Source organism: Paracoccus lichenicola, from assembly GCF_009708075.1.
GTDB classification, from domain to species: Bacteria; Pseudomonadota; Alphaproteobacteria; order Rhodobacterales; family Rhodobacteraceae; genus Paracoccus; species Paracoccus lichenicola.
This window is the reverse complement of sequence record NZ_WMBT01000008.1, coordinates 22,192-46,889: the sequence shown is the minus strand read 5'-3', so window position 1 is coordinate 46,889 and position 24,698 is coordinate 22,192. Positions and strand designations below refer to the sequence as shown.

Genomic DNA, 24,698 nt, shown 5'->3' with positions numbered 1-24,698 from the left:
GTGGCCCCCGGCGCTGTTGATACCGCGAAGGCCAGGGAACCATCCGCATGGACAGCGCATCACCCCCCATCGACCTGCCCGACGATCTTCGCCGCGGTCTCGACATCGCGGCGGGCCAGGCGGGCAAGACGCCCTCGCAGATCGTCATCGAGGCGCTGGAACGCCTTGGCATCGAACGGCTGAGCGCCGACCAGTTCCAGAAGCGCCTGACGGGTTCGCAATAGCGCCGCAAGGCCGCCCATCCCGCCCGCACGGAAGGAAGGAGCCTGCATGGATATCAGCCGCACGGGCGATGTCTGGTGGAAGAACGCCGTCTTCTACTGCCTCGATGTCGAGACCTTCCAGGACGGCAACGGCGACGGCATCGGCGATTTCGGCGGCTTGACGCAGCGCATCGACCATCTGGCGGGCCTCGGCGTGACCTGCATCTGGCTGATGCCCTTCTATCCCACGGCCAACCGGGACGACGGCTATGACATCACGGATTACTACGGCGTCGATCCGCGTCTTGGCACGCTGGGCGACCTGGCGGTCTTCCTGCGCACGGCGCGGGACCGGGGAATCCGGGTGATCGCGGACCTGGTGGTCAACCACACGTCCGACCGCCATCCCTGGTTCCAGGCCGCCTGCGCGGACCGGAACTCGCCCTGGCGCGACTGGTATGTCTGGCGCGACGAGATCCCGCCGGGCGGACCCGACGACCTTGTCTTCCCGGACAAGGAGAACAGCAACTGGGAATGGCACGAGGAGACGGGCCAGTATTACCTGCACCGGTTCTATCGCCACCAGCCCGACCTCAACATCGGCAATCCCCGCGTCCGCGACGAGATCCACCGGATCGTCGGCTTCTGGTTGCAGCTTGGCCTGTCGGGCTTCCGCGTGGATGCCGTGCCCTTCCTGCTGGAAACGCAAGGGCTGGACGCCCCGCCCGAACTGGACCTTCACGACTGGCTGCGCGACCTGCGCCGCTTCATCATGCGCCGCCACGGTGATGCCGTCCTGCTGGGCGAGGTCAACCTGCCCTATCAGGACGTGCGCCGCTTTTACGGCGACGACGGCGGGGGCGAGCTGAACATGTGCCTGGATTTCAACATGAACCAGGCGCTTGCCCTGGCCCTGGTGCGCGAGGATGCCGGTCCCCTGGTCCACGGGCTGCGGGCGATGCCCAGGCTGCATCCCGACGACGGCTGGGCGCATTTCGCGCGCAACCACGACGAATGGTCGCTCGACAGGCTGACCGAGGCCGAGCGCCAGCAGGTGTTCCGCGCCTTCGGTCCCAAGAAGGACATGCAGCTGTTCGGCCGCGGGCTGCGCCGCCGCCTGCCGACCATGCTGAAAGGGGACGCCGCCCGGATCCGGCTGGCCTACAGCCTGGTCTTTGCCTTGCCCGGCGCGCCCGTCCTGTTCTACGGCGAGGAGATCGGCATGGCCGAGAACCTGGACATCCCCGGCAGGCTGGCCGTGCGCAGCCCGATGCAATGGTCGGACGAACCGAACGGCGGCTTTTCCACGGCGCCCGCCGACAAGGTGCTGCGCCCGCCGGTGTCGGGCGCCCGATGGGGTCCGCGGGCCGTCAATGTCGCCGCGCAGGAGCAGGACCCCGAGTCCCTGCTGACGTGGATAGGGCGCCTGATCCGCCGCCGCCGCGCCATGCCCGAGGTGGCCTTCGGCGACTGGAGCTTCATCCCCTTTCCGGACGCCGCCATCCTGGCGCTGCGCCATGACTGGGGCGGGCGGACGGTGCTGCTGCTGCACAACCTGGGCAAGCGGCCCTGCCGGTCCGAGTGCCGGTTCGAGGGGGTCGATGCCCTGGGCACCCTGACGACCCTCCTGGGCGAGGGACGCTTCGAGCGGGCAGGGGATGGCACCTTCGGCATCGACCTGCCCGCCCATGGCGTGCTGTGGCTGCGCGCGCATCCGCAGGCCGCCAGCGATGCGCCCCCGGCCCGCATGTCCCGACCCGCCCGCCCGGCATGATCCGGGCCTTGCGGGAAAACCCCTCTTTCCCGGGCGGGCCTGTTCCGTCCGTTCATCGCCCCCCTGGAGACCGCATGAAACCGCACGTCCTTGTCGCCCATCCCCTGCGCCCCCGCTTCATGGAGGAGATGGAGGCGCGCTATACGCTTCACCGCCTGGATCAGGCCACCGACCGGGACGCGCTGCTGGCCCGGGCCGGGCCTGTCTGCACCGCCATGGTCGTGAGCGGGCATGTCGCGGTCGATGCGGCGCTGCTGGACCGGCTGCCCGCCTTGCGGCTGGCCGCCTGTTCGTCGGCGGGCTTCGACATGATCGACCTGCCCGCCATGACGCGGCGGGGGATCACGCTGACCAACACCTCGGTCGCGCTGGCCGATGACGTGGCCGACGCGGCGATCCTGCTGATGCTGGCTTCGCGGCGGCGGCTGGTCCAGGCGGACGCCCATGTCCGGTCGGGCGATTGGGGGCGGCAGGGGATGTTCCCGCTGACCGCCTCGGCCGCGGGCAAGCGCGCGGGGATCGTGGGGCTTGGCACCATCGGCCTGGCCATCGCGCGCCGCTGCGAGGCGATGGGGATGGCCATCGGCTATTCGGGCCGCAATCCGAAGCCGGGGGTGGGCTACGCCTATTTCCCCGATCCGGCGGCCTTGGCCGGGTGGGCCGACATCCTGCTGGTCGCGACGCCGGGCGGGGCGGGGACCGCGGGCCTGATCTCGGCTGCGGTGCTGGACGCCCTGGGACCGGACGGCACGCTGGTCAATGTCGCGCGCGGGTCGGTCGTGGACGAAGGCGCGCTGATCGCCGCGCTGCGCGAAGGGCGCATCGCCGGGGCGGGGCTGGATGTCTTTCTGAACGAACCCCATCCCGACCCGGCCCTGACCGCGCTGCCCAACGTCACGCTTTATCCCCACCATGCCAGCGGAACCGTCGAGACCCGCGACCGGATGTCGCGACTGACGCTGGACAACCTGGACGCCTTTTTCGCGGGCAGGCCCTTGCCGACGCCAGTGAACTGAGGGCCAGGGGCCTTGCGGCGCCGCCGCCGGAAACGGGGCGTGTCGGTGCGCGATCCGAACTCGGCTCTTGACAGCGGGTGCAAGAGTGGGGGACGCATCAGGCCCCGCCGCAATCCGCGGCTTGCGCGGGAAAAGCCATGGTGACGATCGGCAGGATCGGCCATGAACCAGATGATGACAGGTGCCGGACATCCCCTGCCGGCCCCCTTCCTTGCAGGAGCGGCGGATGCCCGACACCCCCCTGGACCCCCTTGACGGCACCTGGTCCGACGCGATTTCCCCCATCGAGGAGATCCTCGACGAGGCCCGCGGGGGCCGCATGTTCATCCTGGTCGATCACGAGGACCGCGAGAACGAGGGCGACCTGGTCATTCCCGCGCAGATGGCCACGCCCGCCGTCATCAACTTCATGGCGACCCACGGGCGCGGGCTGATCTGCCTGTCCCTGACCGGCGCGCGGATCGACGCGCTTGGCCTGCCGCTGCTGTCCCCCAAGAATTCCAGCCGGCACGAGACCGCCTTCACCATGTCGATCGAGGCGCGCGAGGGCGTGACCACCGGGATTTCCGCCCAGGACCGCGCCCATACCATCGCGGTGGCCATCGACCCGGCCAAGGGCGCGGCCGACATCGCCACGCCCGGCCATATCTTTCCCCTGCGCGCCCGCGACGGCGGCGTGCTGGTGCGCGCGGGCCATACCGAGGCCGCGGTGGACGTGGCGCGGCTGGCGGGGCTGAACCCCTCGGGCGTGATCTGCGAGATCATGAACGACGACGGCACCATGGCGCGCCTGCCCGACCTGGTGGTCTTTGCGCGCAAGCACGGGCTGAAGATCGGCACCATCAGCGACCTGATCGCCTATCGCCGCCGCCACGACAACCTGATCGCCGAACGCGGCCGGATGGCCGTCCGTTCGGTCCATGGCGGCGACTGGACCATGCGCATCTTTGCCGACGAGACCACGGGCGCCGAACATGTCGTGCTGACCCGGGGCGACCTGGCCGCGCCCGGTCCGGTCCTGGTGCGGATGCACGTGCTGGATCCGCTGCACGACGTGCTGGGCATCGGGCGCGAGGATGCGGGCACCCTGGACCAGGCGATGCGCCTGATCGCCGACGAGGGCCGGGGCGTGGTCGTGCTGTTCCGCGACACCGAGCCGCGCCTGCCCCGCCGGGACGAGGTGTCGTCCCATGTCCTGCGCCATTACGGCTTGGGCGCGCAGATCCTGTCCACGCTGGGGCTGTCGGACCTGGTGCTGCTGACCAATTCGGCGCCGGTGCGGGTGATCGGGCTTGACGCCTACGGGCTTTCGATCCATTCGACCCGCCGGATTTCGGGGGAATAGGACCATGGCCGCCAGCATAGACCATCACCACCTGCCGCTGCCCCGGATCGAGGGCAGCCTGCGCCTGCTGATCGTGGTCGCGCCCTATTACCGCCAGATCGCCGACGGGCTGGTGGCGGGCGCGCGCGCCGTCGCGGCCGAGGCAAGCGCCACCGTCGATCTGGTCGAGGTGCCGGGCGCGCTGGAAATTCCCGCGGCCATCGCCCTGGCGGCCCGGCGCGATCTGTATGACGGCCATGTCGCGCTTGGCTGCGTGATCCGGGGCGAGACGACGCATTACGACACGGTCTGCAACGACAGTTCGCGCGGGCTGACGCTTCTGGGGTTGCAGGGCCATTGCATCGGCAACGGCATCCTGACGGTCGAGACCCTCGCCCAGGCCCAGGTGCGGGCCGATCCGCAGGGCCAGAACAAGGGCGGCGGCGCGGCTGCGGCGGCGCTGCACCTGATCGCGCTCAAGCGCCGGTGGGACCGGATGTGACCGGCCCGTGACGGCGCCCTCCGTCAGGGCGGGGATCAGCGAAGGATGCGCAAGGGGTTCACGGGCCACGTGAATCGCAGCCGCGCGACGGCGCGTCCCGGCTGCGGCAGCCCTTTCAAGGCCTGGCCCCTTGCCGGGTCCGGGCCGTCGGGAAGCCGGACCGGACCCAGCCTGCCCGCGCAAAGGAAGCTGTGCGCACAGGCCTGCGACAGCCGCTGCGGCATGTCCCCGGCTTGCGGCCAATTGCGGGGCGCGGGATCATTCCTGGACAAGATGTCCATCCGCAGGCGACCAGGACAGGTAGAAGGGCTTGCCGATGGCCAGGGACAGGTCGGCCAGATCCTCGTGCGATTTCTGCACCCGCAGCTCCTGTCCGTTGTCGGTCTCGAAATGGATCGTCGCGGTGGCGCCGACGAATTCCTCGCCGATCATGCGGGCGGCGACGGAATTGCGCGCGCCTTGCGGCGGCTGCGGATGGATCTGCATCCGGGTGTCCAGCACCGTCAGGCTGGCCGCCTGGCCCGCGATGCCGGGGGCGTTTCCGGCGGGAAGGGCGAAATCGCCGCTGCTGGTGGCCAGGACGGGCCGGCCCTGCCCGTCGCGGGTCAACTGGCCCGGAAAGATGTTCGACGACCCCAGGAAATCCGCGACGAAGCGGGTGCGCGGCGCGCGGTAGATGTCCTGGGGCGTGCCGATCTGCTCGATCTTGCCCCGGCTCATGATGACCACGCGGTCGGCCATGGAAAACGCCTCGGACTGGCTGTGGGTGACATAGACGAAGGTGATGCCGGTTTCGCGTTGCAGGGTCTTCAGCACCGATTGCATCCGCACCTTCAGCGCCGCGTCCAGCGCCGACAGCGGTTCGTCCAGCAGCAGGATCCGAGGCTCGATCACCAGCGACCGGGCCAGGGCCACGCGCTGCCGCTGGCCGCCGGACAACTGGCTGATGTTGCGGCCCGCGAATTCCGCGATCTGCATCCGGTCCAGCCACTGTTCGGCACGGCGGCGGCGTTCGGTGCGGCCCAGGCCGCGCATCTTCAGCGCGAATTCCACGTTCTCGATTACGGTCAGGAACGGAAACAGCGCCAGGCTTTGCCAGACCATCGGGGTGTCGCGCGACCAGCTTGGCAGGTCGTTGATCGGCTTGCCGTCCAGCCGGATCACGCCTTCGCTTGGCGCCTCCAGCCCCGCCAGCATCCGCAGCGTGGTGGTCTTGCCGCAGCCCGACGATCCCATCAGCGCCAGGAATTCGCCTTCGTGGATCTGCAGGTCCATCTTCTGCACGGCGGTATAGGTGCCAAAGTGCTTGGCCACGCCTTCAAGGGAGACAAGGGGGGCTTGGGTCACGGGCGTCATTCCTTCCTTGGGGCGGCGGTGCGGCCCAGCAGCAGTTGCGCCAGGATCAGAAGCGTCATCGAGACGATGAAGACAAAGGTGCCGACCGCGTTGATGCGCGGGCTGACCTGGCCTTGCAAAAAGCCCAGCACCTTGACGGGCAGCGTCTCGTTCAGGCCCGACACGAACCAGGCGATGGCGAATTCGTCGAAGGACACGGCCATGGTCACGAACAGCGCCCCCAGGATCGCGGGGCGGCAGAAGGGGATGACGACATGGCGCATCGCCGCCCATTCCGACGCGCCCAGGTTCCAGGCCGCCGGCTCCAGCGAGGGGTCCATCTGCGACAGCCGCAGCCGGATCACCGCCATCGCGAAGGGCGCGCAGATCACCACATGGGCGATGATCACGGCCCCCGCATCCCCCGACAGGTTCACCCGCGACAAAAAGGCCAGCATCGCCAGCCCCATGATGACCACGGGAATGGTCGGCGGCAGCAGCGCAAGGGCCAGATAGACCTGCTTGCCCAGGAAATTGTAGCGATGATCCGTATAGGCCGCCCCGAAACCGAGCGCGGTCGAGATGACGCCCACCCCCACCCCCACCAGCAGCGTGTTGCGCAAGCCCTGCCACACCAGCGGATCGGCGGCGACCGCGCGGTACCATTCGGTCGAGAAATCCCCCAGCGGGATCGACGGGAACCGGTCCGAGTTGAAGGAAAAGACGAAGCTGGCGACGATCGGCGCGAAGACGAACAGATAGGCCAGCAGCACATAGGCCAGCAACGCGCCGTTGATCAGCGGATTGCGGTTGGCCTCGTTTTCCCGGTTCATTTGCGCCCCCGATAGGCAAAGCGGACCGCGAGATAGGCCACGATCATCAGCGTGGCGATCATGGTCAGCGCGATCACCGCCGCGCGCGGCCATTGCTGGCCCGATTTCGTGGTGTCGGTGATCAGGATCGACAGCGTGGTCGGATCGCCGCCGCCCAGATAGATCGGGCTGACGAAATCCCCGAAGGACAGGATGAAGGCGAACAGCGCCGCGATCACCAGCCCCACCCGGGCGGACGGGATCACCACGGCGAACACCGTGCGCAACCGGCCGCAGCGCATGTTGTGCGCGGCCTCGATCAGGGTGCGGTCGATGAAGATCAGGCTGAACAGCTGCAGCAGCACGACCAGCGGCAAGGCCAGCGTGACAAAGCCCAGAAGCGTCGCGCCCGGCGTGTTCAGCAAGCCGTAGGGACCAAGGCCGATCCAGCCCAGCATCACGTTGATGATGCCCGCGTCCGACAGGAACACCTGCCAGGAATAGACCCGCACCAGATAGCTGGTGAAGAACGGGATCACCATCAGCATGATCGCCCATCGCTGCACGCGGGGGGACAGCTTGAAGGCGATGGCATAGGCCACGGGAAAGGCCAGGATGCTGGTCAGCACCGCCGCCCCGGCGGCCAGCGTCAGGGTGGTGGCATAGGCCTGCCAGAAGACCGCCCGGCCATACATGGTCGTCCAGTTCACCATGTCGAAATCCGGCTGCATCCGGAAGTTCCGCACCGTCCAGAAGCTGAGCGCGATCAGGAAGACCAGCGGAAAGACGAAGAACAGAAGCTGCCAGATCAGCAAGGGCAGCGAGAATGTCAGACCATAAAGCGAAAGGCGGCGTCGCATCGGAACCTCGGGGCGGCGGGCGGATGGTCCCGCCTGCCGCGCCCGGGCGTCAGGCGCCTTGTCGAGAACCGCGGCGGTCATGCGCCCTTGTACTCCGACCAGAAGTCGTTCCAGTCCTCCAGCGATTGCTGGACCGGAAGCTGGCGATACTGGATCCGGCCCGTGCGGATCATGTCGATGGCGCTGCCCGCGCCCGGCACCATGCCCTGGCGCCTGGCCTCGGCCGGGTTTTCGGCGCCCAGCACCTCCCACCCCTTCTGGTTGGGAACGATGCAGGGATAGGCGGCCATCTGCGCCGACTTCGCCTGGCCCTTGGCCGAGGTGATGTACTGGATCCAGGCCTTTGCCAGATCGGCCTTGGCAGACCCCTTGCCGATGGAAAAGCTTTCGGTGAACTGCAACCCGCCCTGTTCGGGGATCACGCTGCGGACCTTGGCGCCGTTGCGTTCCAGCGTGCCGGTGATCCAGTCGCCGATGCCCGCGAAGGCCAGCATCTGCCCGTTGTCCAGCGACGAGAACGTGCCGCCGTAATCGAAGAACCCGCCGACCTGCGGGCGCAGGGACAGGGTCTTTTCCTTGACCGCCTCCCACGCCGCCTCGTCGATGTCGTAGGGGTGGGGATTGCCGTTCAGCAGGCTGATCTGGCCCAGGTTCGGCAGGTGCCAGTCGAAATGGCCGACCTTGCCGGTCAGCCGGGGATCCCAGAACACGTCATAGGTCGAGGCCTCGGCCTCGGTCAGGGCGTCGGTGTTGTAGGCCACGCCCAGGAAGCCGAAGCGGGTGATGACCGAATACAGCGTGTCGCCGTCCCAGTGGCCTGGGAACTTGTGGAATTCGGGAAAGAACTCGTCAAAGGGATAGTCGGCGGGATCCAGCGCCTCGATATAGCCTGCCGCGTTCAGCTGCTGGACATATTCGGCGTCCGACAGGATCACGTCGAAGGTGCCCGGCGGGGATTGCGAGATCAGGCCCAGCATGTTGTCGCCGCCGGTATAGTATTTCGGCACGAACTTGACGTTATGGGCGGCCTCGAATTCGGCCACGATGTCGGGTTCGGCATGGCCGTACCAGGCCAGCATGGTCAGTTCGGTCGGCGCGGCGAAGGCGCGCCGCGACAGCATGGGCGTGGCCAGCGCCGCCGCCCCCAGTGCCAGTGCCGCGCGCCGCGAAAGGCCGGGACCGGCCCCAATCGTGATGGTCATGGTGTCACCCTGTCGGATTGTCTTTGTTGTTCTTCTGGAGATCACGCTAGGAGAGGCCGCCGCCCAAGCAAAATCGGTTCTTCCAATCCGACCATTTGCGGGCGTTATCGGTTAGGCGGGAACCGCATGGACGCCTGACCCCACGCTTTCCAGGTCGGCCACCAGGTCGCTGACCAGGTGCAGCCCCGCCGCAGACAGGCGCGGGTGCTTGTAGAACAGGCCCACGCGCAAGGGTTCCAGTGCCGGGAACCCTTCGGTTTCGTGCAGCAGGCGCATCCCCGGCAGCAGCGTGGCGCGCGTCAGCGCGGTGACGCACAACCCGTTCGCCACCGCGCTTTGCAGCCCGGAAATGCCCGGCCCGGTATAGACGATGCGCCAGCGCCGCTCGATCGCGTCCAGCGCCTGGATCATCCGGGCGCGGTAATCGCAGCCCTCGGGATGGGCGCCCAGGGGGACGGGGGCGTGGGCGGGCAGGTGGAAATCCTCGGCCGCGGCCCAGATCGGCTGCTCGGTCCACATCCGCGACAGATAGGGCATCCGCGCATCCGGCATCACCGCCACGATGATGTCCAGGTCGTCCGAGCGCAGGTGCTGGTGCAGTTCGCGCGACAGGTCGCAATGCACCTCCAGCTCGACCTCGGCATGGCCCTGGATATAGCGGGTCAGGGTGCCTTGCAGAAAGGCAACCGCGTAATCGGTGGGCAGACCGATGCGCAGCACGCCGGTCTTGTCGGACCGGTGGAAATAGCTGACCGCCTCGTCGTTGATGCGCACCATTTCGCGGGCATAGCTCAGCAGCGCCTCGCCCGCGGGGGTGGGCAGGATGGCGCGGCCTTCCTGGACCAGCAGGGGCGCGCGGACCAGCTCCTCCAGCCGGCGGATCTGCAGGGAAATCGCGGGCTGGCTGCGGCCCAGGGCGGCGCCCGCGCGCGAATGGCCGCCCAGCTCCACCACGGCGATGAAGGTGCGCAGCAGGTCGGTCGGAAGGTTGGTGATGGCCGCCATGGATTTGCCCCCGCAATGGACGGATTGCGACTTTATATTTCATTTGCGATCAATCGAAAACTCTAGTGCGGGGCAGACCATCAACAGACAGGGTGCCCCATGCCGCAAAAGACCGCATTCGCTTCGGAACTGGCCTGGCCGGATTATCATGCCGCCGTCAGCGGCGGCGCCACGCCGATCCTGATCCCCATCGGGTCCATGGAACAGCACGGCCATCACATGCCGCTGCATGTGGACGTGCTGCTGCCCACGGAATTCGCGCGCCGCGCGGCCCTTGCGGTCGGCGGGCTTGTGGCGCCGCCCTTCACCTATGGCTACAAGTCGCACCAGAAATCGGGCGGCGGCAACCACCTGCCCGGCACCACCAGCCTGGACGGCGCGACGCTGGTCGCCGCCCTGCGCGACGTGATCCGCGAATTCGCCCGCCACGGCGTGCGCAAGCTGTGCCTTGTGAACGGGCATTACGAGAATTCCTGGTTCATCATCGAGGGCATCGACCTGGCGCTGCGCGAGCTTCGCTGGGACGGCATCGCGGACATGAAGATCGTGGTGCTGTCCTATTGGGACTTCGTGGGGGATGACGACATCGCGCGGTTGTATCCGGACGGCTTTCCCGGATGGGCGCTGGAACATGGCGGCGTTCTGGAAACGTCGCTGATGCTGGCGCTGTATCCGCAGTTCGTCGATCTGGCCCGGGCGGTCGATGTGCAGCCCGCCACGTTTCCGCCCTATGACGTGTATCCGGTCAAGCCCGAATGGACGCCCGCGGCGGGCACCCTGTCCTCGCCCCGCGAGGCCACGGCCGAAAAGGGCGAACTGCTGCTGGAGGTCTGCACGCGCGGCATCGTGGACGCCCTGCGGGCCGAGTTCTGAGCAAGGGAAAACGGGCCTGCACCGGCAGGCCCGTTCGTCGGTCAGTTGCGGATGATGTTGTGTTCGGGACCGAAGGGGAAGCCGGTGATGTTCTCGGCCCCGTCCTCGGTCACGATCAGGATGTCGTGTTCGCGGTATCCGCCCGCGCCGGGGCGTCCTTCGGGGATCATCACCATCGGCTCCATCGACACGACCATGCCGGGCTTCAGTTCCGTCTCGATATCCTCGCGCAGTTCCACGCCCGCCTCGCGGCCATAGTAATGGGACAGCACGCCGAAGCTGTGGCCATAGCCGAAGCTGCGGTATTGCAGCAGGTTCCAGCCGCGATACATCTCGTTCAGTTCCAGCGCGATCTCGTTGCATTTCGCGCCGGGCTTGATCAGGTCGAGGCCCCGGCGGTGGACGGCCACGTTCTTTTCCCAGACATCCAGGCTGGCGTCGTCCGCATGGTCGCAGAACAGCGTCCGTTCCAGCGCGGTGTAATAGCCGAAGATCATCGGGAAGCAGTTCAGCGACAGGATCTCGCCCGACCGGATCTTCTTGTTCGTGACCGGGTTATGCGCGCCGTCGGTGTTGATGCCCGACTGGAACCAGGTCCAGGTGTCCATCAGTTCGACAAAGGGAAAGGCGTTGGCGATCTCGCGGATCATCGCGTTGGTGGAGGCGATGGCGACCTCGTGTTCCGGCACGCCCGCCCCGATCGCCGCCGCGCAGGCCGCACCCCCCACGTCGCAGATGCGCGCGCCTTCGCGGATCAGCTTGTGTTCCTCGGGCGACTTGATCGACCGCATCCACATCGACGGCTGCGCGATGTCCACGAATTCCACGCCGGGCAGCGTGGCTTCCAGCTGGCGGCGGTAGTCCAGGTTGACGTGGTCGAACTCGATCCCCAACCGCTTGACGCCGGGGGTCAGCTGCCGGACCGCGCGATAGAAGTTGTCGCGCCGCCAGTCGGTATAGGTGACGTTGCCGCCAAAGCTGCGCCGCCAGGGCTGGCCGCCGTCGATGCCCGCGCTGATCGTGGTCGCGGCGCGGTCGGTGATGACCATGCCGTATTTCCGCCCGAACGAGCAGTAAAGCCAGCCCGAGTAATAGTTGATGCAGTGGTATGACGTGAACAGCGCCGCATCGACATCGTGTTCCGCCATCCAGGCGCGGACATCGTCCTGGCGCCGTTTCATCTCGGCCTCGGAAAAGGGCGAAAAGTCCTTTTCGCCGTTGTGCCATTCCATGACGTGCAGCATGTCGTCAGCCATTGTCCGGGTCCTCTCCCAATCGGATTGATGGGAGGGACGCTAGCCAACCGGCCCGCGCGATAGAAATTTGTTTTGGCAATCCGCTCATTTGCGCCAGCGCCTGCCCTTGAACGGGCGTCCGGCGCGGCGTTCTAGCCCAGCATCGGCCGCACGGCCTGCTGGACCGACAGCAGCGCGGGAAGAAAGCGCGTGCGGACCTGGTCGGCGCCGTCGGCCATGGCGGGATAGCCGACGTTCAGCGCGGCCACGACCCTGCCGCGCGCGTCCAGCAGGGGCACGGCGACGGAACACAGGCCGATCTCGACCTCCTGGTCGATCCGGGCAAATCCCTGGCGGCGGACATGGTCCAGTTCGGCCATGATCGCGTCGGGATCGGTGCGGGTCAGTGGGGTGCGGGCGGGCAGGGGGCCTTGGCCCAGGCGGGCGCGCGCCTCGTCCGGGGGCAGGGCGGCCAGCAGGACGCGGCCCATGCTGGTGCAAAAGGCGGGCAGGCGCGATCCCGGCATCAGGGAAATCGCCATCAGCCTGCGTTGGGCCGCGCGGGCGACATAGACGATCTCGGACCCGTCGAGCATCGAGGCGGACGAGCTTTGCCCGATCTCCTCGGACAGGCGGTCGAGGAAGGGCTGCACGATCTGCGGCAGGGGCATGGTCGCCAGGCAGGCCGTGCCAAGCCGCAGCACGCGGGGGGTCAGGGTGAAGAACTTGCCGTCGTAATCGGCATAACCGTGATGGGCCAGCGTCAGCAGGCAGCGGCGCGCGGTGGCGCGGTCCAGCCCGGACGCCGCCGAGACCTGGGCAATGGATTGGCGCGGGCGGTCGGCCGTGAAGGTCTCGATCACCGCCAGGCCCTTGGCCAGCCCGCCCATCCTGTCGCGTTCGGTGATCATCCGCGCCCTTTGTGCGATATGGGAACAAATGCACCATAGCGCACAACGGCGGTTTACGGCAACCCCCGGCTGGCCTATCCCTGCCCGGCACAGGAGGGTCTTGATGGACAAGAGGATATCCGGCCTCGCCGCCGCCGTGGCGGGGATCGAAGACGGGATGACCGTGATGATCGGCGGTTTCGGCGGCTCGGGCGCGCCGATCGAGCTGATCCATGCGCTGATCGACTGCTACCTTGCGACGGGCAGCCCCCGAAACCTGACGGTCATCAACAACAACGCGGGCAACGGCCATGTCGGCATCGCGGCGATGATCGAACAGGGGATGGTCGCGAAGATGATCTGTTCCTTTCCCCGGTCCGCCGATCCGCGCGTGTTCACGGAACGCTATCTGGCCGGAGAGATCGAACTGGAACTGGTCCCGCAGGGCACGCTGGCCGAACGCATCCGCGCGGGCGGGGCGGGGATCCCGGCCTTCTACACGCCGACCGGCTTCGGCACGGATCTGGCGAAGGGCAAGCCAGTGGCCGAATTCGACGGGCGGTCCTATGTGCAGGAGCGGTGGTTGAAGGCGGACGTGGCGCTGATCAAGGCGGAAACCGGCGACACCTTCGGCAACCTGACCTATCGCATGGCCGCGCGGAACTTCGCGCCCCTCATGGCGATGGCCGCAGAGCGCACGATCGCGCAGGTCAGCCATGTTGTCGAACCCGGCGGGATCGACCCCGAGGCGGTCGTGACCCCCGGAATCTTCGTGGATTGCTTCGTCGAGGTCCCGAACCCCGCGCAGGAAGAGGATCTCAACCGCGCCAATGCGCATTACCCCGAGGTAACGGCATGACCGCCAAGCTGACGAACGCCCAGATCGCCTGGCGCGCGGCCCAGGACATCCATGACGGGGCCTATGTGAACCTGGGCATCGGCTTCCCGGAAATGGTCGCCCGGTTCCAGCCCGAGGGGCGGCAGGCGATCTTTCACACGGAAAACGGCATCCTGGGTTTTGGCGAGGCGCCCGCGCCCGACCAGGAAGACTGGGATCTGATTAACGCGGGCAAGAAGGCCGTGACGATCAAGCCCGGCACCGCGTTCTTCCACCACGCCGACAGCTTCGCCATGGTGCGGGGCGGGCATCTGGACGTGGCGATCCTGGGGGCCTATCAGGTGGCCCAAAACGGCGACTTGGCGAACTGGTCCACGGGTCCCAAGGGCGTGCCCGCCGTGGGCGGGGCGATGGATCTGGTCCATGGCGCGAAGCGCGTGGCCGTCATCACCGACCACGTGACCAAGGACGGCAAGCCGAAGCTGGTCGCGGCCTGCACCCTGCCGCTGACGGGGGTCGCCTGCGTGACCCGCGTCTATACCAGCCTGGCCGTGGTGGACATCGTGGACGGCCGCTTCGTGCTGCGCGAAAAGCTGGCCGCGCTGTCCCTGGACGAATTGCAATCCCTGACCGGCGCGCCCCTGCATCTGGACGGTGCCGTGGCCGACCTGACCTGCCCCGAGGTGTGACATGCGCGACGTTTTCATCTGCGACTATATCCGCACGCCCATCGGCCGCTTTGGCGGGGCGCTGGCGATGGTGCGGGCCGACGATCTGGGCGCGGTGCCCTTGCGCGCGCTGATGGCGCGGAATGGGGGCGTGGACTGGCAGGCGGTCGATGACGTGATCTTCGGCTGCGCCAACCAGGCGGGCGAGGACAACCGCAACGTGGCCCGCATGGCGTCGCTGCTGGCGGGCCTGCCGGTCGAGGTTGGGGGCACCACCATCAACCGTCTCTGCGGGTCGGGCATGGACGCGGTGATCGGGGCCGCCCGTGCCATCAAGGCGGGCGAGGCGGAGCTGATGATCGCGGGCGGCGTGGAATCCATGTCGCGCGCGCCCTTCGTGATGCCCAAGGCGGAAAGCGCCTTTTCCCGCCATGCCGAGATCCACGACACCACTATCGGCTGGCGCTTCGTCAATCCGCTGATGGCGGCGCAATACGGCGTGGACTCGATGCCCGAAACGGCCGAGAACGTCGCGGAAGATTTTTCCATCAGCCGCGCCGACCAGGACGCCTTCGCTCTGCGGTCCCAGCAGAAGGCCGCCGCCGCTCAGGCCAACGGGCGGCTGGCGGTCGAGATCACCCCGGTCGCGATCCCGCAGCGCAAGGGCGATCCCAAGCTGGTGGACCGCGACGAACACCCCCGCGAAACCACGCTGGACGCCCTGGCGAGCCTGAAGGCACCGTTCCGCAAGGGCGGCACGGTCACGGCGGGCAATGCCTCGGGCGTGAACGACGGGGCGGCGGCGCTGATCCTGGCCTCCGAGGACGCGGCCCGGCGGCACGGGCTGACGCCCATCGCCCGCGTGCTGGGCGGGGCGGTGGCGGGCGTGGCCCCGCGCATCATGGGCTTCGGTCCCGCGCCTGCCTCGAAAAAGCTGATGGCGCGGCTTGGGCTGACCCAGGCCTGCTTCGACGTGATCGAACTGAACGAGGCCTTCGCCAGCCAGGGCCTCGCCACCCTGCGCAACCTCGGCATCGCCGACGACGATCCGCGGGTGAACCCAAACGGCGGGGCCATCGCGCTTGGGCACCCCCTGGGCATGTCGGGCGCGCGCATCACCGGCACGGCGGCGTTGGAGCTGGTCCGCACGGGGGGCAGGCGGTCGCTGTCCACCATGTGCATCGGCGTGGGACAGGGGATTGCCGTGGCGCTGGAACGGGTGTGATCCCCCCGGCCTTAACATCCTGTTAATGTCCTGACCGGATCGGTCCTTGCTTGTCATGCCCGTGCAGGCATTATGGGCGAAACCGCCTGTCTGGATCTGGCCCATGAAATCCTGCATCGCCACCGTGTCCCTGCCCGGCAAGTTCGCCGAAAAGCTGGCTGCCGCGCAGGCCGCGAAATTCGACGCGATCGAGATCTTCGAGCAGGACTTCGTCGCCTCGGATTTCACGCCCCGCGACGTGGGCCGGATGGTCCGCGACCACGGGTTGGAGATCGCGCTGTTCCAGCCCTTCCGCGACTTCGAGGGGCTGCCCGAACCCCTGCGCAGCCGCGCCTTTGCCCGCGCTGAACGCAAGTTCGACCTGATGGCGGAACTGGGCACCGACCTGGTGCTGTTCTGTTCGTCGGTCCACCCGGCGGCCATGGGCGGCATCAGCCGCGCCGCCGACGACCTGGCCGAACTGGGCGGCATCGCGGCGCAGCGCGGCATCCGCGTGGGATACGAGGCGCTGTGCTGGGGCCGCCATGTCAACGACCACCGCGACGCCTGGGAAATCGTGCGCCGCGCCGATCACCCGAACATCGGGCTGATCCTGGACAGCTTCCACACGCTGGCCCGCCGCATCGACCCCGACACGATCCGCCGCATCCCCGGCGACAGGATCTTCTTCGTCCAGCTGGCCGACGCCCCCGCGATCGAGATGGACCTGCTGTACTGGTCGCGCCATTTCCGCAACATGCCGGGCGAGGGGGATCTGGACGTGACCGGCTTCATGCGCGCGGTGATGGCCGCCGGTTACGTCGGGCCGATCAGCCTGGAGATCTTCAACGACCAGTTCCGGCGCGGGATGCCCCGACTGGTGGCGCAGGACGGGCACCGGTCGCTGGTGCACCTGATGGACGCCGTGCGCCGCGCCGAACCGCAACTGCCCGCCGTCCTGCCCGATTTCCCCGGTCCCGTCGCGGTGGAGGGGGTCGAGTTCGTGGAATTCGCGACCTCCCCCGATGATGCGGCGCGGCTGGAAGGTTTCCTGTCTTCCGCCGGTTTCGCGCCCGTGGGGCGGCATCGGTCCAAGCAGGTGCGGCTGTGGCGGCAGGGGGGCGCGAACCTGCTGGTGAACAGCGAACCCTCGGGCTATGCCCATGCCGCCTGGCTGAACCACGGCACGGGTGTCTCCGAGGTGGGGCTGACGGTCCCCGACCCGCAGGGCGCGGTCACGCGGGCGACCTTTCTGGACGCGCCGGGGCACGCCGAACTGCATGGGCCGGGGGAACTGGAAATTCCCGGCATCCGCGGCGTGGGCGGCAGCGCGCTGCGGTTCCTGCAAGCGGGCGCGGTCAGCCTGTGGGACGTGGATTTCACGCTGGACCAGCCAAGCCATGCAGGCGCGGGCCTGGTCGCGGTCGATCACATCGCCCAGACCATGGCCTATGACGAGATGCTCAGCTGGTCGCTGTTCTACACCTCGATCTTCGCGGCGGACAAGTCGCCGATGCTGGACGTGGTGGACCCCGACGGCCTGGTGCGCAGCCAGGCGATCCGCGCGGGCAGCTTGCGCGTCACGCTGAACGGCGCGGAGTCGCGGCGCACGCTGGCCGGGCGGTTCATCGAGGACACGTTCGGGTCGTCCGTCCAGCACCTGGCCTTCCGCACGGACGACATCTTCGGCAGTGCCGCCGCCATGCGGGACCGCGGATTTCCGGTGCTGAAGATCGGCGCGAACTATTACGACGATGTCGAGGCGCGCTTCGGCCTGGACCCCGCGCTGCGCCGGCGAATGCAGGCGCTGAACATCATGTATGACGAGGAGCCGGGCGGCCAGTTCTTCCAGTTCTACAGCGAGGCGCAGCCGGGCGGGCTGTTCCTTGAAATCGTGCAGCGCAACGGCAATTACGGTGGCTACGGCGCGCCCAATGCCCCCTTCCGCATCGCCGCGCAGAAGCGCACCGAACGCCCCGCCGGAATGCCCGCGCGGTAGAAAGCTGTTCGTCTGGCGAAGGCCATTGCCTTCGCCACGCCACAACATCGCCACCTGAACCGCCGGGCCTCTAAAAGGCCCGGCCAGCGCCCGCCCCGCCCCCGGCGGGCGCTTCTCGCCCACCGGGTCGGGCGCCGGCCTCTCGTGGTCGCGGGGCTGCACCGTCTTTGGTGGCGCCGCCGCGTGAGGGGCGGGGGAAACGTATATGTTTCCTGATCCCGCCCGGCACCCGGTGACTGCTTTTGACAAGTCCGATGGCCCGGCGGCTAATGACAACAGGAATCGACATGCTGGAGGAACCATGCGCGAAATGACCCTGCGCCAGGTCGAGGTGATCCGCGCCGTGATGATGGCGGGCACCATCCAGGGCGCGGCCAAGCTGTTGAACGTCAGCGCGCCGGGCATATCCCGGCTGGTGAAATACACCGAATCCTCGCTGGGCATCCGGCTGTTCGAGCGCAAGGGCGGGCTGTTCGTGCCTTCGGCCGAGGCCGAGGCGATCTTCGAGATGATCCACCAGGTTTATCGCCAGATGGAGAACCTGAACGGCGCCGTGGGCGCGCTGAGGAAGGGCGAGGATGTGCGGCTGTCCTTCGCATCCGCCCCGTCCATAGCGCAGTTCATCGCGGCGCGCGCGATCCGGGGCGTCAGGCAGCGTTTTCCGGATCTGTTCATCGACCTCAACATCCTGAAGATCGAGGAGACGACCGACTACCTGTTGCTGGACCGGGGCGAGTTCGTCATCATGTCCTCGGCCGTGGACAATCCCGCCCTGACCTGCGAGCCGCTGGCGCGCGGGCGGCTGGTCGCCATCGTGCCGGACGGGCATCCCTTGGCGTCGAAGCCCACGATCTCGGTCCATGACCTCGCCGCCGAGGATTTCGTGGGCGTCCATCCCGACGACCCCTATGGCGCGGCGCTGGCGAAACCGTTCCGCGATGCGGGGATCACGCCGCGATACACGATGCGCGGGCGCTTCGCGCAAACGGTGGTCAGCCTGGTGCGCCACGGGTTGGGCGTCGCGGTGATCGACGAATTTTCGGTGGCCGAGGTCTATCTGCCCGGCGTCACCCGCCGTCCCCTGACGGAAAGCGCGGGCATCACCGCCTGGGTGCTGACCCGCAAGGGGCGGCAGCTGTCCAGTTTCGCGGAATACGCCATCGACCGGTTCCGGCGCGAGCTGGCGCAGGCGGTGGCGCGCGACGATTGGGGCAGTCCGGGCGGGTAGGCCCTTGAATGGCGAAGGCCATCGCCTTCGCCACGTTGCAACATCGCAGCCTGCACCGCCGGGCCTCAAAGGCCCGGCCAGCGCCCGCCCCGCCCTCGGCGGGCGCTTCTCGCCCACCGGGTCGGGCGCTGGCCTTCCGTGGTCGTGGGACGGCACCGTCTTTGAGTGGCACCCTCGCGCAAAGGGCGGGGGAAACGCGGTGCGTTTCCTGATCCCGCCCTGGACTGCCTTTCAATAACGGATCGCCGCCGTCCGGCGCAGCTCGTCCGCCGTGGGCTTGCCGAAACCGAAGAAATCCAGATAGGCCGGGATCTGCTCGAACAGCATGTCGGTGCCGACCTGGTATCGGCAGCCGCGTTCGGCGGCGGCTTGCAGGAAGGGAGTCATCTCGGACTTCATCACGACCTCGCCCACGAAGGCGGCGGGGTCGATGCGGGTCACGTCCACCGGCAGGGGATCACCTTGGTTCATGCCCAGGGGGGATGCGTTCACGACCAGATCGAACCCCGCCGGATCGCGGCTGCCGGTTTCCACGCGCAGGGCCGGATAGGCCGCCATCAGCCGCCCGGCCAAGCCTTGGGTCGCCGCCGGGTCGGGATCGAACAGCGCCAGCCGCGTCACCCCGGCGCGGGCCAGCGAGGCCGCGATGGCCGACCCGACCCCGCCCGCGCCCACCACAAGGGCGTCGATCCCGTCCAGCCGCTGCCCCTTGGCCAGCACGCCCAAGACGAAGCCCTCGCCATCGAACATGTCGGCCTCCAGCGCGCCATCGACGCCCAACCGCAGCGCATTGGCCGCGCCCGCGATCCGCGCCGTCACCGACACGCGGTCGGCCAGGCCGATGGTCGCCACCTTGTGCGGCATGGTGATCAGCGCGCCGTGGATGTTCGACAGCCGGAAGACCAGCGGCAGGAACGCCGCGTAATCCGCAGGCTTGCAGCCCATCGGCACCACCACGGCGTCGATGCCCTGGGCCTCGAACCAGGGGTTGTAGATCATCGGCGCCTTGAAGGTGGTCGTCGGATAGCCGATGTGGGCGATCAGCCGGGTCGTGCCGCTTATCATCGGTGCCCCCTAGTGGTGCAGGATTTCGCCCAGGAAGTTCCGGGCGCGTTCGTGTTTCGGCGCGCGGAAGAATTCCTCGGGGGTGTTTTCCTCCAGGATCTCGCCCTCGGCCATGAAGATCACCCGGTCGGCGACCTGGCGGGCAAAGCCCATCTCGTGCGTGACGCAGATCATGGTCATGCCGTCGCGCGCCAGGCTAACCATGGTGTCCAGAACCTCCTTGACCATCTCGGGGTCAAGCGCCGATGTCGGCTCGTCGAACAGCATGGCGATGGGTTCCATGCACAGCGCGCGGGCAATCGCCACGCGCTGCTGCTGGCCGCCCGACAGTTGCGCAGGGTATTTTTCCGCCTGGTTGCCGATGCGGACGCGCTCCAGGTATTTGCGGGCCGTCGCCTCGGCCTCGGCCTTGGAAATGCCGCGCACCCGCATGGGGGCGAGGGTGCAGTTTTCCAGGACCGTCATGTGCGGGAACAGGTTGAACTGCTGGAAGACCATGCCGACCTCGCGGCGCACGGTGTCGATGGCCTTCTGCCCGTCGTCCAGCTTGGTCCCGTCCACGACGATGGTGCCGGACTTGATGGTTTCCAGGTGGTTGATGCAGCGGATCAGCGTCGATTTGCCCGACCCCGAGGGGCCGCACAGCACGATCTTTTCGCCGCGCCGGACGGTCAGGTTCACGTTCTTCAGGGCATGGAACGCGCCATACCATTTCTCGACGTTTTCCATGCGGATCAGATAGTCTTCGGTCATGATCTCCCTCCTTCGGGATCAAGGACGATGCGGGTGCCGGTGGCGGCGGATTGCTTGACGGCTTCGATCACGCGCAGGGTTTCCAGTCCTTCGCGGCCTGAAACGAGGGGCGGTTCCTCGCCCCGGATGACGCGGGCGAATTGCGCGACCTGGCGGGCCAGGGGGTCTTCGGCGGGCACGGCGATGCGGCTGGTGTCCAGGGCCGAATGCCAGCTGCGTTCGCCTTGCGCGGTGCGCAGCGTCAGCGACGGCAGCGCCAGCGACCCATGCGTGCCGCCGATCAGGTAGCAGTCCTGGTCCACCTGCGGATAGGCGGGGTTCTCGCCGCTGCTGGCCTCCCAGCTCCAGGCGGCGACGGTGGCGTCGCAGACGCTGGCGGTGGCCAGGACGCTGCTGGCGAATTCCAGCAGGATGACCGCCGTGTCCTCGACCGGGTGGCCGCGCACGCCGTTCGATTCGGATGCGGTGACGGCGGTGATGTCGCCCAAAAGGTAACGCAGGGTGTCGATGTCGTGGATCAGGTTCAGAAAGACCGGCCCCGCGCCCTTTTCGCGCCGCCAAACCACGTCGAAATAATCGTCCGGCTTGTGGACCCAGAACATCGCGTTGGCGACGACCGGCCGGCCGATGGCGCCTTCGTCGAGGAGCCGTTTCGCCCGCTGCATCAGCGGATTGTGGCGGCGGTGGTGCCCGGTCAGCAGCGGCACGCCCGCCGCATCCGCAGCCGCGACCAGCCGTTCGGCATCGGCCACAGTGTCGCACAGCGGCTTTTCGACCAGCGCGGGGATCCCCGCCGCGATGCAGTCCATGCCATGCTGGAAATGCATCCCGTTGGGCGTCGCCACGATCACGCCGTCCGGGCGGGCGCTTGCCAGGGCCTGATCCAGCGACCGCATCCAGGGCGCGCCGAACTCCTCGGCCACTTCCCGCCCCACCGGATGCGGGTCGATGACGCAGGCAAGATCCGCATCGGCAGACGCCGCGACATGCATCGCGTGGCGCCTGCCGATCAGGCCCGCGCCCATGACGGCGATGCGGGGTGTCATGTGCCTTCCCTGGTCAGCGAGACGATCCGGCGCAGGGCCAGCCGATAGCCCTCGGTCCCGCAGCCCGCGATCACGCCGTCCGCGCGCAGGCTGACATAGGAATGGTGGCGGAAGGCCTCGCGCTTGTGGACGTTCGAGATGTGGACCTCGATCACCGGGCCGTCAAAGGCGTTGAGCGCGTCCAGGATCGCCACGGATGTGTGGGTATAGGCGGCGGGGTTGATGACGATGCCCGCGCCGTCCTCTCGCGCCTGGTGGATCCAGTCGATGATCTGGCCTTCGGCGTTCGATTGCAGGAACCGCGTTTCCACGCCCAGTTCGCTTGCCAAGGTCGCGCAGTCGCGTTCCACGTCGGCCAGCGTCTCGGACCCGTAGATATGCGGCTGGCGCTTGCCCAGCAGGTTCAGGTTGGGACCGTTGAGGATATAGACAAGCTTGGGCATGGGCGTGACCTTGGGGGAAAATGCCCGGCGGCGCGGACCGCCGGGCCAGGGGTTCATTGGGCGATGGTAAAGGGCACGCCTTCCATTTCCGCAGGCAGTTGCGGCGGATCCATGTTCATCCAGGTGTTGTAGATGCCCTTGAAGTCGTCGGTGGCCATGAACTCGGTCAAAAAGCCGTTGACGGCCCCGTTCCAGTCGGCCTCGCCCAGACGGGTGCCGACGCCGTTATACAGCACGGTCAGCGGCAGCTTGTTTTCGTATTTGCCGGGTGCGCCTTCCTCGATCCGGGTGATGTAGAACTGGTTGCCGCCCACGGCATCGACCTGGCCCGACATCAGCGCCTGGATGGTCGCCGCGTCGTCGTCAAAGCGCATGATGTTGGTGCCTTCGGGCGCAAGCGCGGTCAGGGCGGTGTCCTGGGCTGCGGACCGGGGCACGCCGATGCGGTAATCGGCCAGCTTCTCGGGCGTGGACAGATCCGCGTCCTTCGGCCCCACGACCGAGATCTGGTTGGCGGCATAAGGGACCGAGAACTGGATCGCCTGCGCCCGTTCGGCGTTCATGCCCATGGTGGCGAACAGCACGTCCACCTTGTCGGTGGTCAGCGCCGGGATGCGGTTGGCGACGGCCAGGGGCACGAACTCGGCCTGAACGCCCAGGTGTTCGGCAAAGGCGCGGCCCATGGCGGCGTCGTATCCGTCGGCCTCGCCCGCCGAGTTGATGCAGCCCCAGGGGCAGTTGTCGCCCTGGATGCCGATGCGGATGGTGCCCGAGGCCTTGGCCTCCTCGACCGAGCGGGCATAGGCCCCGGTGGCGCTCAGCGCGGCAAGCGCCAGAACGCCGGCCGTGGCGATGCGGGTGAAGTGCAGCATGGTCTTTCCTCCCTGGAAACGGGGGACCGCCGGGCGATCCCTCATGCTCTTAAAGCCTATTGTTGCGCCACGGTGAAGCTGACGCCGTCGATGGTGTCCGGCAAGTCCGGCACCGCGACTTGCAGCCATTCGGCATAAGCGGCGTTGAAGCCCTCGCTGCCGACGAAGCCGTCCAGGAAATCGTTGGCAGCCCCGTTCCAGTCGGCCTCGCCTAGCCGGGATGCGATGCCCTGGTACAACGCGCCGATGGGGAACTTGTTCTCGAACTCGCCGGGGCGCGCGGCTTCCAGGCGCTGGATGTAGAACTGGTTCGATCCCACCGCCTGAACCTGGCCCGACAGCATCGCCTGGATGTTGGCCGCGTCATCGTCGAACCGCTGGATGTTCGTGTCGGCGGGCGCGTCCTTCGTCAGGATCGTGTCCATGGGCGCCGAGCGGGGAACGCCTATCGACTTGCCCGACAGGGACGCCAGATCGGGCAGCGATTCGGATTTGGCGGCGGTCACGAACAGGGTGTTTTCCGCGTAAGGCTGGCTGAACTGCACCGATTGCGCGCGTTCGGCGGTGATGCCCAGGGACGCGATCAGCACGTCCACCTTGTCGGCGGTCAGCGCGGGGATGCGGTTCGCCACGGCCATGGGGACGAATTCCGCCTCCAGCCCCAGATGGGCGGCGAAGGCACGGCCGATTTCGGCGTCGAAGCCCTGCGCCTCGCCGGTGCTGCCCAGGCACCCCCAGGGGCAGTTGTCGGCCTGGATGCCGACGATCAGCTTGCCCGAGGCCTTGGCCTCCTCCAGGCTGCGGGCATCGGCGGCACCGACGATCAGCGCCAGCGCGGCAGCGGTCAGGGTCAGTTTCAGAAGCATGTCATGTCCTCCCAAGGAATGCGGAATGGTGGTTAGCGGCGGTTCCGTGCCATGCGGCGTTCCATGCGCCCGCCCCACAAGGACAGGGGCCAGCACAGCAGGAAATACATCAGGCCGACGATGCCGAAGACGATCAGCGGCTTGAAGGTCTGGTTCGACACGATCTGGCCCGCCCGCGTCAGCTCGATGAAGCCCACGATGGCTGCCAGAGATGTCCCTTTCAGCAGTTGCACCAGGAACCCGATGGTGGCGGGCAGCGACAGCCGGAACGCCTGGGGCAGGATGATGTCGCGCATCAGGCTGCGGTACCTGATGCCCAGGGCGTGCGCGGCCTCGGACTGGCCGCCCGGCACGGCCTGGATGGCGCCGCGCCAGATCTCGCCCAGATAGGCAGAGGCGTGGGCGGTCAGGGCGATAGCGACCGCGCCCCAGGCGGGCGGGTCCATCCCCACCAGCGGCAGGCCGAAATAGACCACAAACAGCTGCATCAGCAGCGGCGTGCCCTGGAAGATCGCGATCCAGGCGGCGGCGAGGTTGCGCAGCCACCGCCTGCGGCTGACGCGCACCAGGGCCACGACCAGGCCGAAGGCGATGCCGCCCACGAAGCCGATGGCGGTCAGCGCCAGCGTCCAGCCCAGGCCGCGCAGCAGGAACAGCAGTTCGGGGGTTCCGATGGTGGACATGA

Annotated in this window: 25 protein-coding genes; 11 read left to right on the top strand and 14 right to left on the bottom strand. The window is 67.8% G+C overall.

The window, feature by feature from the left end; translation table 11 throughout:
• Positions 1-47 precede the first annotated feature (47 nt).
• From GIY56_RS12960 to GIY56_RS12940, 5 genes are all read left to right on the top strand, one after another.
• Positions 48-224, top strand: coding sequence for a hypothetical protein (locus GIY56_RS12960; protein ID WP_154765274.1), 177 nt, complete (start codon positions 48-50; stop codon positions 222-224).
• Between the two features lie 46 nt (positions 225-270).
• Entirely contained in the window at positions 271-1,977 is a 1,707-nt protein-coding gene (locus GIY56_RS12955) for an alpha-amylase family protein (protein WP_154765273.1), read from the top strand.
• 74 nt (positions 1,978-2,051) lie between these two features.
• Positions 2,052-2,993, top strand: a complete 942-nt coding sequence (locus tag GIY56_RS12950) for a 2-hydroxyacid dehydrogenase (RefSeq protein WP_154765272.1) — start codon at positions 2,052-2,054, stop codon at positions 2,991-2,993.
• A gap of 226 nt (positions 2,994-3,219) precedes the next feature.
• On the top strand, positions 3,220-4,338 hold the full coding sequence (gene ribB / locus GIY56_RS12945; RefSeq protein ID WP_154765271.1) for a 3,4-dihydroxy-2-butanone-4-phosphate synthase: 1,119 nt from the start codon (positions 3,220-3,222) through the stop codon (positions 4,336-4,338).
• Between the two features lie 4 nt (positions 4,339-4,342).
• Positions 4,343-4,819 carry a 6,7-dimethyl-8-ribityllumazine synthase gene (locus GIY56_RS12940; protein WP_154765270.1) on the top strand — a complete coding sequence of 159 codons (477 nt, stop codon included), beginning with the start codon at positions 4,343-4,345 and terminating at the stop codon, positions 4,817-4,819.
• Between the two features lie 258 nt (positions 4,820-5,077).
• Here the strand turns inward: GIY56_RS12940 and GIY56_RS12935 are convergent, their stop codons facing one another.
• The 5 genes from GIY56_RS12935 to GIY56_RS12915 all read right to left on the bottom strand — a co-directional run bounded on the left by GIY56_RS12935 (position 5,078) and on the right by GIY56_RS12915 (position 10,033).
• Complete coding sequence (locus GIY56_RS12935; protein WP_154765269.1) at positions 5,078-6,175, bottom strand: ABC transporter ATP-binding protein; 1,098 nt, start codon at positions 6,173-6,175, stop codon at positions 5,078-5,080.
• Positions 6,172-6,987 (bottom strand): ABC transporter permease, encoded by an 816-nt coding sequence (locus GIY56_RS12930; protein WP_154765268.1) that lies wholly within the window; start codon positions 6,985-6,987, stop codon positions 6,172-6,174. The genes GIY56_RS12935 and GIY56_RS12930 overlap by 4 nt, the downstream gene beginning before the upstream one ends.
• The gene (locus tag GIY56_RS12925; protein ID WP_154765375.1) at positions 6,984-7,826 is read right to left on the bottom strand and encodes an ABC transporter permease; all 843 of its coding nucleotides are present in this window, start codon (positions 7,824-7,826) and stop codon (positions 6,984-6,986) included. Before GIY56_RS12925 ends, GIY56_RS12930 begins: the two co-directional genes overlap by 4 nt.
• A 77-nt stretch (positions 7,827-7,903) precedes the next feature.
• Positions 7,904-9,028 carry a polyamine ABC transporter substrate-binding protein gene (locus tag GIY56_RS12920; RefSeq protein WP_154765267.1) on the bottom strand — a complete coding sequence of 375 codons (1,125 nt, stop codon included), beginning with the start codon at positions 9,026-9,028 and terminating at the stop codon, positions 7,904-7,906.
• A gap of 111 nt (positions 9,029-9,139) precedes the next feature.
• Entirely contained in the window at positions 9,140-10,033 is an 894-nt protein-coding gene (locus GIY56_RS12915; RefSeq protein ID WP_154765266.1) for a LysR substrate-binding domain-containing protein, read from the bottom strand.
• A gap of 99 nt (positions 10,034-10,132) precedes the next feature.
• On the opposite strand from GIY56_RS12915, the gene GIY56_RS12910 reads away from it, so the two are divergent.
• Entirely contained in the window at positions 10,133-10,906 is a 774-nt protein-coding gene (locus GIY56_RS12910; RefSeq protein WP_154765265.1) for a creatininase, read from the top strand.
• A 41-nt stretch (positions 10,907-10,947) separates the two neighbouring features.
• Here GIY56_RS12910 and GIY56_RS12905 read toward each other — a convergent pair whose 3' ends face one another.
• Positions 10,948-12,162: a M24 family metallopeptidase gene (locus GIY56_RS12905; protein ID WP_154765264.1), complete on the bottom strand. Its 1,215-nt coding sequence runs from the start codon at positions 12,160-12,162 to the stop codon at positions 10,948-10,950.
• Positions 12,163-12,293: 131 nt separating this feature from the next.
• Positions 12,294-13,052: an IclR family transcriptional regulator domain-containing protein gene (locus GIY56_RS12900; protein WP_154765263.1), complete on the bottom strand. Its 759-nt coding sequence runs from the start codon at positions 13,050-13,052 to the stop codon at positions 12,294-12,296.
• 103 nt (positions 13,053-13,155) lie between these two features.
• Between GIY56_RS12900 and GIY56_RS12895 the strand changes: the two genes are divergently transcribed.
• The 5 genes from GIY56_RS12895 to GIY56_RS12875 all read left to right on the top strand — a co-directional run bounded on the left by GIY56_RS12895 (position 13,156) and on the right by GIY56_RS12875 (position 18,968).
• The gene (locus GIY56_RS12895) at positions 13,156-13,890 is read left to right on the top strand and encodes a 3-oxoacid CoA-transferase subunit A (protein ID WP_154765262.1); all 735 of its coding nucleotides are present in this window, start codon (positions 13,156-13,158) and stop codon (positions 13,888-13,890) included.
• The gene (locus GIY56_RS12890) at positions 13,887-14,558 is read left to right on the top strand and encodes a CoA transferase subunit B (protein ID WP_154765261.1); all 672 of its coding nucleotides are present in this window, start codon (positions 13,887-13,889) and stop codon (positions 14,556-14,558) included. The genes GIY56_RS12895 and GIY56_RS12890 overlap by 4 nt, the downstream gene beginning before the upstream one ends.
• Position 14,559: 1 nt before the next feature.
• Entirely contained in the window at positions 14,560-15,762 is a 1,203-nt protein-coding gene (gene pcaF / locus GIY56_RS12885) for a 3-oxoadipyl-CoA thiolase (protein WP_154765260.1), read from the top strand.
• A 103-nt stretch (positions 15,763-15,865) separates the two neighbouring features.
• On the top strand, positions 15,866-17,740 hold the full coding sequence (locus tag GIY56_RS12880) for a bifunctional sugar phosphate isomerase/epimerase/4-hydroxyphenylpyruvate dioxygenase family protein (RefSeq protein WP_154765259.1): 1,875 nt from the start codon (positions 15,866-15,868) through the stop codon (positions 17,738-17,740).
• 301 nt (positions 17,741-18,041) lie between these two features.
• A complete protein-coding gene (locus GIY56_RS12875) occupies positions 18,042-18,968 on the top strand; it encodes a LysR family transcriptional regulator (RefSeq protein ID WP_154765258.1) in 927 nt (308 codons plus the stop codon).
• 231 nt (positions 18,969-19,199) lie between these two features.
• On the opposite strand, the gene GIY56_RS12870 is transcribed toward GIY56_RS12875, so the two are convergent.
• Genes GIY56_RS12870 through GIY56_RS12840 form a run of 7 tightly spaced genes read right to left on the bottom strand, consistent with a single transcriptional unit; the run spans position 19,200 to position 24,696 of the window.
• Positions 19,200-20,033: a shikimate dehydrogenase family protein gene (locus tag GIY56_RS12870; RefSeq protein WP_154765257.1), complete on the bottom strand. Its 834-nt coding sequence runs from the start codon at positions 20,031-20,033 to the stop codon at positions 19,200-19,202.
• Between the two features lie 9 nt (positions 20,034-20,042).
• Positions 20,043-20,786 (bottom strand): amino acid ABC transporter ATP-binding protein, encoded by a 744-nt coding sequence (locus GIY56_RS12865; RefSeq protein WP_196053622.1) that lies wholly within the window; start codon positions 20,784-20,786, stop codon positions 20,043-20,045.
• Complete coding sequence (locus tag GIY56_RS12860) at positions 20,783-21,832, bottom strand: Gfo/Idh/MocA family protein (protein WP_154765256.1); 1,050 nt, start codon at positions 21,830-21,832, stop codon at positions 20,783-20,785. The genes GIY56_RS12865 and GIY56_RS12860 overlap by 4 nt, the downstream gene beginning before the upstream one ends.
• Positions 21,829-22,275 carry a type II 3-dehydroquinate dehydratase gene (aroQ, locus tag GIY56_RS12855; RefSeq protein WP_154765255.1) on the bottom strand — a complete coding sequence of 149 codons (447 nt, stop codon included), beginning with the start codon at positions 22,273-22,275 and terminating at the stop codon, positions 21,829-21,831. Before aroQ ends, GIY56_RS12860 begins: the two co-directional genes overlap by 4 nt.
• A 53-nt stretch (positions 22,276-22,328) precedes the next feature.
• Positions 22,329-23,147, bottom strand: a complete 819-nt coding sequence (locus GIY56_RS12850) for a transporter substrate-binding domain-containing protein (protein WP_154765254.1) — start codon at positions 23,145-23,147, stop codon at positions 22,329-22,331.
• Positions 23,148-23,203: 56 nt separating this feature from the next.
• Complete coding sequence (locus GIY56_RS12845) at positions 23,204-24,013, bottom strand: transporter substrate-binding domain-containing protein (protein WP_154765253.1); 810 nt, start codon at positions 24,011-24,013, stop codon at positions 23,204-23,206.
• A gap of 32 nt (positions 24,014-24,045) precedes the next feature.
• Positions 24,046-24,696, bottom strand: a complete 651-nt coding sequence (locus GIY56_RS12840; protein ID WP_154765252.1) for an amino acid ABC transporter permease — start codon at positions 24,694-24,696, stop codon at positions 24,046-24,048.
• Between the last annotated feature and the right edge of the window lie 2 nt (positions 24,697-24,698).